Consider the following 8,066-nt stretch of genomic DNA (forward strand, 5'->3'; position numbering starts at 1 on the left):
AGGAATAGTGGTCTTTTTAAATAGGTCGAGTTCTAATGGTATTGAACAGATTTACTGAATTTTAACCTTTCCGACCATTGATCGCTGTCAATCGCTTTGCACACCTTTCCTATTCCTAGGAAAAGTGCTTGTCTTATTTTTTATAAAAGCTCGAATGTCAGGCTGAGCTTGTCGAAGTCGTTTTCCATAGCGTAAAGCCAACTACGACAAAATCTGATTGACAATTCAAAACAAAAAATCCCCAGCGCAAACTGAGGATTTTTAAATTTAAAATACTAAAACAAATTAACTCAACTTCTTAGCATTTTTTACTTTTTGCTTAGTAAGCGCAAGTTCCAGCACGTCACTCATATCACTAACGTAATGGAATGTCAGACCTTTCAAGTATTCTGGTTTGATCTCTTCGATATCACGTCTGTTTTGTTCACACAGTAAAATTTCCTTAATACGTGCACGCTTAGCCGCAAGAATCTTTTCTTTGATTCCGCCTACAGGTAGTACTTTACCACGTAGGGTAATTTCTCCAGTCATAGCGATGCTTTTCTTTACTTTGCGTTGTGTAAATAAAGAAACAAGCGAAGTTAACATGGTAATACCAGCACTAGGACCATCTTTAGGTGTTGCTCCTTCTGGCACGTGAATGTGTACGTTATATTGATCAAATATATCTGTAGATATACCTAACTCTTCTGCATTTGCCTTAATGTACTGCATGGCTATAGTGGCGCTTTCTTTCATCACTTTACCTAGGTTACCTGTGATGGTTAAGTTTCCTTTACCTTTAGAAAGAATGGATTCTATAAAAAGAATATCACCACCTACACGAGTCCATGCTAGTCCGGTTACTACACCAGCCACATCATTATTCTCATACTTATCACGTTCCATACGTGGTGCGCCTAAAACTTCTACAACTGTTTCATTAGTCACTTTAAGATCATAAGGTTCTTCCATGGCTATACTTTTTGCTGCATAACGCACCATTTTTGCCATTTGCTTATCTAGCGAACGCACACCACTCTCGCGAGTATAACCTTCTACTATTTTTTCAATCTGTGGCTTAGCTATTTTTAAATGCTCTTTAGTAAGACCGTGCTCTTTTAACTGCTTAGGCAACAAATGTTGTTTCCCTATCTCTACTTTTTCTTCTATGGTATAACCAGTCACATTAATAATCTCCATACGATCACGCAGTGCTGGCTGAATCGTATTTAAAGAGTTACAGGTCGCGACAAACATGACTTTACTTAAGTCAAAGCCCATTTCTAGGAAGTTATCATAGAACGCATTATTCTGCTCTGGATCCAGTACTTCTAGCATCGCACTTGATGGGTCACCGTTATGTGATGAACTGAGCTTATCAATCTCATCCAGTACAAAAACCGGATTAGATGTTTTTGCCTTTTTAATACTTTGTATAATACGACCTGGCATCGCACCTATATAGGTTTTACGATGTCCACGAATCTCTGCCTCATCACGCAATCCACCTAGCGAGATACGTACATACTCACGTCCTAGTGCCTCGGCCATAGATTTTCCTAGAGAGGTCTTCCCTACTCCAGGTGGTCCATAAAGACATAGAATAGGTGATTTCATATCATTACGCAGTTTTAAAACCGCTAGATATTCTATAATACGTTTCTTAACTTCATCTAGACCGTAGTGATCACGATCTAAGATCTTTTTAGCACGTTTAAGGTCAAAGTTATCTTTTGAAAACACATTCCACGGTAGATCTAGGAATAAATCTAGATAGTTGCGTTGTATAGAATACTCTGCCACCTGCGGATTCATGCGTTGCATCTTGGCAAGCTCTTTCTCAAAGTGTTCTTTTACCTTATCATCCCATTTCTTAGACTTAGCACGAGTGCGCATTTCATCCAGCTCTTGATGAGAAGACACGCCACCACCTAGCTCATCCTGTATGGTTTTCATTTGCTGGTGTAAGAAATACTCACGCTGCTGCTTATTAATGTCTGAGTGCACCTTAGACTGAATATCATTTTTAAGCTCCAGTTTTTGTTGCTCGATATTCATAAAACGCAAGGTCTCTAATGCGCGATCTTTAAGGTCATTCATTTCTAGCAACTGTTGCTTTTCTGACACCTTAAGGTTCATGTTAGACGACACAAAGTTTACTAAGAAAGAGTTGGACTCTATATTTTTAATCGCAAAACTCGCCTCACTTGGAATATTAGGACTTTGCTTAATAATCTCTAGAGACAGTTCTTTAATAGAATCTATGATGGCATTAAACTCTGTATTATCTGGCAGTGGTCTTGCCTCTGGTATGTCTGTGGTTTTAGCGGTGATATAAGGCTGCTCGGTCAGGATTTCGCCCATCTGGAAACGCTTCTTACCTTGTATAATCACTGTCGTATTTCCATCAGGCATTTTTAAAATACGTAAGATGCGAGCTACCACTCCTATTTTGTGCAAGTCGTCTGCACCAGGCTCTTCAATAGATTCATCCTTTTGAGCGACGATACCTATAACCTTATTGGCTGCATTTGCCTCTTGTAATAATTTAATAGAGCGATCTCTACCAGCAGTGATAGGAATAACCACACCTGGGAAAAGTACCATGTTGCGCAATGGTAATATGGGCAACTCTTCAGGAACAGACTCATTATTCATCTCTTCCTCATCTTCTGTACTTAATAATGGAATCAACTCTGCCTCGTGATCTAGATCACCTAGTGACAAGTTGTCTATTTTAATCTTCTTTGGATTGAACATATGCTTTCTTCTCGCCACTATGTCACAAAACACAGCAGCTTTTCAATTATTTTATTTTTATTTTATAGCAATAGATGGTTGTTGTTACGCTTTCGCGAAAGCGGAATAACCAGCATTAAAACACTTTAAATCAATATTTTAAACACCTTACAACACAAGGCTATTGTACTGGTCTACTTTAAACAAAGTATATTGCTATCATTAGTTTTTCAAATTCAGTGCCAGTCCACTGTAACAAGTTGAAAAAAGCTGCATCTTTAAGACGTAACACTAACCAAGTGACATTAACAGAAACTGAAATATCCGTATACGACTTGTGCGAGCAAGGCGATCAAAGGGCACAAATGAAAGTGTATGACAGCTACTCACGTGGCATGTATCACGTGGCATTGCGCATCCTTAAAGACAGTGGCGAGGCAGAAGACGTCATGCAAGAAAGCATGATTGCGGCTTTTCATAAAATGAGCCAGTGGAATAGAGAGGCAACCTTTGGCAGCTGGTTAAAACGCATTGTGATTAATAACAGTCTATCGCGATTGCGCAAGACTAAAAAAATGGAAACCGTATCCTATGATGATGTAGCATATCATCTAGAATCGCAAGCAGATGACCAACAAATCGATATGGAAAATGCTGGAATGACGGCAAAAAAAGTACTGCTGGTCATGAACAAATTAAAAGATAATTACAAGCAGATTTTAACGCTGCATCTTATAGAAGGTATGGATAATGAAGAAATATGTGAGATCATGAAGATATCAAATGCGATGTGTCGCACGACAATCTCACGTGCCAAGGAAAGTTTAAGAACTAAAATTAAAGCTCATGAGTAAATCAATGGAAGACTGGTTTAAAGAGCAAGACTTTAATACCACAGAGTTACCTAGTGGTCACCGCAATAGATTTCTAGAACGCTTACAAGCGGCTCAAGAAGATGAAAAAGTGATCTCTATAGATCGAGATGGCCAGGCCGAAGGCCATGCAGATGCAAGGAAAAACCCATGGTTTAAATGGTCACTGGTCGCAGGACTAGCGCTATTAATGGGACTGGCTGGTTTTAACCTAGGATCTAGTAATGATACAGACCTGGCTAGTGTATCACCAGAAATGGCAAATGCTCAAGACTTTTTCTCGAGCACCATTGCCGAAGAGTTGAAACAACTAGAGTCTGAAAGCAGTCCAGAGACGGAACGATTAATCGCTGACACTAAAGTACAGTTACTAGAACTAGAAAATGATTACCAACAATTGAAACTAGACCTAGATAATAGCGGTAACAGTCGCAAGGTAATTGCAGCGATGATACAGAATTTTCAAAACAGAATAGCATTGCTGGAAGCAGCACTAGAACATATAGAATCTCTTAAACAACTTAAACTGAATACAGATGCAACCATATTATAAAATACTATTACTAGCTTTTTTATTGCCACTGGCAGTAGTCGCTGGTCCTGTAAAAGGTAAATACACTAAAAAGAAAAGTCTCAAAAAGTCCTACACGGTCAATAAAGACGCCATGCTTTTACTAGACAATAAATATGGTAGCATGACCATTACCACATGGGATCAACCTACGGTATCTATTGAGGTTTATGTAGAGGTTACTGGTGATGATCAAGAAGATGTAGAAGAAAAGCTGCGTGAGATCGATATTAACTTTGAATCTAGCGCTAGTCGTGTGAGTGCAAAAACGATGGTGGATGCTAGACGCAAAAACTGGAGCTGGAGCAGCTGGTTTGGCTCTAGTAATAACGTGAGTGTAGAAATTAACTATGTGGTTAAAATGCCCGTGACTAACGACCTCGATGCTCGTAATGATTATGGTACACTATCCCTAGATAAATTACTAGGTCATGCACGATTGAATTGCGATTATGGTAGAATGGATATCGGTGAGTTATGGCATGCAGATAACTACATTAAAATGGATTATACTAATAAGTCTACCATAGACTATGTAAAATCTGCCAGTATCAATGCAGATTACAGCAGCTTTACACTGGGCGAATCTGAAAAGATTGAGTTAAAAGCAGACTATACACACAGCGAATTTAAGAAAGTTACAGATCTTAATATCAATACAGACTATGGTAGCATTACCATAGGTGAAGCGGCAGACTTTGTAGGTCGTGGTGATTATGTAAGCTTTAAAATAGGTACCATTACCCATATGCTAGATTTAAACACGGATTATGGATCTATAAGTGTCGCACGTCTACAGGCAGGATTTAAAGAAGTCACGATACGTAGTGATTTTACAGGAGTGAATCTTAGGTATGATGCTAGTGCCCGTTTTGACTTTACCATAGACACAGAGTTTGCAGGTATCTCTATAAGTGATGCGGCGACTATAACCAGATCAGACAGTGATTATACTGACAAATTAAAGTCTGGATATAACGGTACAGAAAACAGTGGTAATACCATCAACATACGCACCTCTTATGGTGGTGTAAAGTTGAGAGCAATAGATTAAACAATCAACAAGATCATCGTTGTAGTCATCTAAGACGCTAGAAACAGTATTGATTACAAACAACTGAATCATAGAAAACGACAACTCAGTCACACCATATTTTATAAAAATCAATAATCGGTCATATTTGAACCATCAAGAAACAAGCTAAAACAAAAATTATGAAAAAGATACTTCTATTATGCATTGTGATATGCAGCACACAAATGGCCACAGCACAATGGTTTGGCAATAAATCTGTAAAAGGTAACGGTGATTTAACTACAAAGACTTTTAACACCAGCGACTATGATGGTGTTGCAGTTGCAGGCTCTATGGATGTGGTATTAGTCCCAGGAACTGAAGGTAAGATAAAAGTTGAGGCAGAATCTAACATCATGGAACATCTTAAGGTTGAAGTAAGTGGTGGCAAACTAATCATAGGTACTAAAAATAATACCAACATCAACCCTAGAAAACCTATAACCGTGACTGTACCGATAAAGTCCATAGACTATGCTAGTGTGTCTGGTAGTGGTGAGATTAAAAGCGACATGACACTTAAAGCACGCAACATGCGCTTAAAAGTATCTGGATCTGGAGATATGAATTTAACCATCGAGGCCGAAAATCTAAAAGCCTCTGTCACAGGTAGCGGCGATATGAACATCGCTGGTCGTGCCGAAAATCTAGACGCAAGCGTTACAGGTAGTGGTGATTTAAATACTTATAAATTAAAGGCTAACCATGTAGAAGCGTCAGTAACCGGTAGTGGCGATCTAGCCGTTTATATTAACGGTGGTGATCTTAAAGCACGTGTAACCGGTAGCGGCGACATACGTTATAAGGGAACTACTAGAAATGTTGATAAAAAAGTAACCGGTAGCGGCGACATTGATAAAATGTAAACACCTACTCTATTTTAAAAGAACAAGCCTTGATATGTATCAGGGCTTTTTTTATACGCTTCCGCGAAAGCGAATGCACGACTAACCCTACTCATATAGAAAGTCTAAGAGTTATGAGACGTTTTACATGTTGCATTTATCCATAACAACTAGCCATTTTAGTAATTATAAATAACAAGTCTCCCAACCTACTCAACTGTCTTCCTCTCGCTGCGCTCGTCGGAGACAATAATTTGGATGTGATTCGAAATTGATGTATAATTACACCAAGCAATTAAATTATGTCAAGACAAAGTATATCATTTACAGAACCTAACGACGAATGGCTTAAAGCCCAAGTCAATGGAAAAGAATATTCAAGCAAAAGCGAATTAGTAAACGATCTAATTAGACAAGCTAGAAAACAACAAGTCGAAATTGATTGGGTACGAACTAAATTGGAAAAAGCTGAAAATAGCGGATTTACAAGCGAATCAAAAAATGAAATTTTAGCCCAATCAAAAACTCTACTGAATGGCTAAATATCGGTTAAGTAATGAAGCTAAAAATGACTTAATCCGAATTCATCACTATGGAGTTAAAAAATTTGGAATGACTCAAGCGGATAAATATTTTGAATCATTCTTTGAATATTTTGAAATTATTACCCAAAGACCTTTTTCATTTGAGTCAGTTGATTATATAAAAAAGGACTACAGAAGATGTGTTTGCGGAATAGATAGTATTTACTACAAAATAAATAACGACGTCGTCGAAATAATGGCAATTGTCGGAAGACAAGATTTAAACCACATACTGTAACCTGAATAATTAAAACTGTTGCTAACAGCATGTATAATTCATTGCTTGGGCAAGTACTTATTTGCTTTTGTAATTTATAATTACACTCTTGGGATTAGAAACTATAGAACTGCAATAGCTCTCTGAAAGATCAACCAGACTTAGTAATTACAGAAAATCTAATGGTGACGCCACGTTTTGCATGGTGCGAGTGGTTACATGTGTATAAATTAATGTGGTTTTAAGACTGGTGTGACCTAGTAATTCTTTAATGATGCGCACGTCTGTACCACAATCCATTAAATGCGTTGCATAAGCATGTCTTAAACTATGTAGGGTAACGTACTTTTTAATATTGGCTTTCTTGCATGCGATATGAAAAACTTTACGCAAACTTTGAGGACTATACTGTGGTTTATTTTGCCCTTCAAATAAATATTCTTTGGGTTTGTATTCCAGATAGTAAGCTTTCAAGACTGGCTTAAGTGATGCTGGTAAAGGCAGTATTCTATCTTTACCATTTTTGGAGTTTTTAATATGGACTTGCTGTCTTTGTTTATCTATATCTGTAATTTTAAGAGCGATTAACTCACCACTGCGCAAACCTAATCCATATATAAAGGTAAGCATTGCTTTATGCTTTTTATTCACACAACTGTTTAATATTGCTTTTACCTCTACGGTAGACAAAACAGTGGGCAATGGTTGCGGTTTTGAACGTGGATATACTTTTGAGAAATCATATTCTCGATTGTGCATTTCTTTAAAATATAATTTAATAGCACCTATCAATTGTTTTTGAGTCCCTAAAGCAAGGTTTTTGTGAGGTACTACTTTACTAATTGCATCATTAACCTGATAGTTATCTAGACCATCTAATGGTCTGTCCATCCCTAAAAATTTTTGAAATGCAATAAGATGTCCTGCATAAGATTCTATGGTATTATGAGCATACCTTTTAATGGTCAATAATTTCTTAAAATCATAAAAGGTTTGCATTTACTGCCATTTTTGAGTTATGTACAAAAGTAGTAAAAGGTTTGCATTAGGTCCATATATGGTATTGTAATGTAGTAAGATTTTGCTTAGGTTTGTATTTACTAACGTTCTAGTCCATTGCCTGCGGCCGTAGGTTTTCGCTTTTGTAATTTATAATTACACTCTTGGGATTAGAAACTATA

8 protein-coding genes are annotated in these 8,066 nt (G+C 37.5%); 6 read left to right on the forward strand and 2 right to left on the reverse strand.

Annotated features, from left to right (window positions below; translation table 11 throughout):
- Positions 1–285: 285 nt before the first annotated feature.
- Entirely contained in the window at positions 286–2,742 is a 2,457-nt protein-coding gene (gene lon, locus IL45_RS00290; protein ID WP_036578957.1) for an endopeptidase La, read from the reverse strand.
- A 239-nt stretch (positions 2,743–2,981) separates the two neighbouring features.
- On the opposite strand from lon, the gene IL45_RS00295 reads away from it, so the two are divergent.
- The 6 genes from IL45_RS00295 to IL45_RS00320 all read left to right on the forward strand — a co-directional run bounded on the left by IL45_RS00295 (position 2,982) and on the right by IL45_RS00320 (position 6,906).
- Positions 2,982–3,575, forward strand: a complete 594-nt coding sequence (locus IL45_RS00295) for an RNA polymerase sigma factor (protein WP_316930393.1) — start codon at positions 2,982–2,984, stop codon at positions 3,573–3,575.
- A complete protein-coding gene (locus tag IL45_RS00300; protein ID WP_036578959.1) occupies positions 3,568–4,146 on the forward strand; it encodes a hypothetical protein in 579 nt (192 codons plus the stop codon). The genes IL45_RS00295 and IL45_RS00300 overlap by 8 nt, the downstream gene beginning before the upstream one ends.
- Positions 4,130–5,218: a hypothetical protein gene (locus tag IL45_RS00305; protein ID WP_036578962.1), complete on the forward strand. Its 1,089-nt coding sequence runs from the start codon at positions 4,130–4,132 to the stop codon at positions 5,216–5,218. The genes IL45_RS00300 and IL45_RS00305 overlap by 17 nt, the downstream gene beginning before the upstream one ends.
- A 161-nt stretch (positions 5,219–5,379) precedes the next feature.
- Positions 5,380–6,105 (forward strand): head GIN domain-containing protein, encoded by a 726-nt coding sequence (locus tag IL45_RS00310; RefSeq protein ID WP_036578963.1) that lies wholly within the window; start codon positions 5,380–5,382, stop codon positions 6,103–6,105.
- 281 nt (positions 6,106–6,386) lie between these two features.
- Positions 6,387–6,626, forward strand: coding sequence for a ribbon-helix-helix domain-containing protein (locus tag IL45_RS00315; RefSeq protein ID WP_036578964.1), 240 nt, complete (start codon positions 6,387–6,389; stop codon positions 6,624–6,626).
- The gene (locus IL45_RS00320) at positions 6,619–6,906 is read left to right on the forward strand and encodes a type II toxin-antitoxin system RelE/ParE family toxin (protein ID WP_036578965.1); all 288 of its coding nucleotides are present in this window, start codon (positions 6,619–6,621) and stop codon (positions 6,904–6,906) included. Before IL45_RS00315 ends, IL45_RS00320 begins: the two co-directional genes overlap by 8 nt.
- Positions 6,907–7,053: 147 nt before the next feature.
- On the opposite strand, the gene IL45_RS00325 is transcribed toward IL45_RS00320, so the two are convergent.
- Positions 7,054–7,884, reverse strand: coding sequence for a tyrosine-type recombinase/integrase (locus IL45_RS00325; protein ID WP_036578966.1), 831 nt, complete (start codon positions 7,882–7,884; stop codon positions 7,054–7,056).
- Positions 7,885–8,066: the final 182 nt, after the last annotated feature.

The organism is Nonlabens ulvanivorans (genome assembly GCF_000732625.1).
Lineage (GTDB): Bacteria > Bacteroidota > Bacteroidia > Flavobacteriales > Flavobacteriaceae > Nonlabens > Nonlabens ulvanivorans.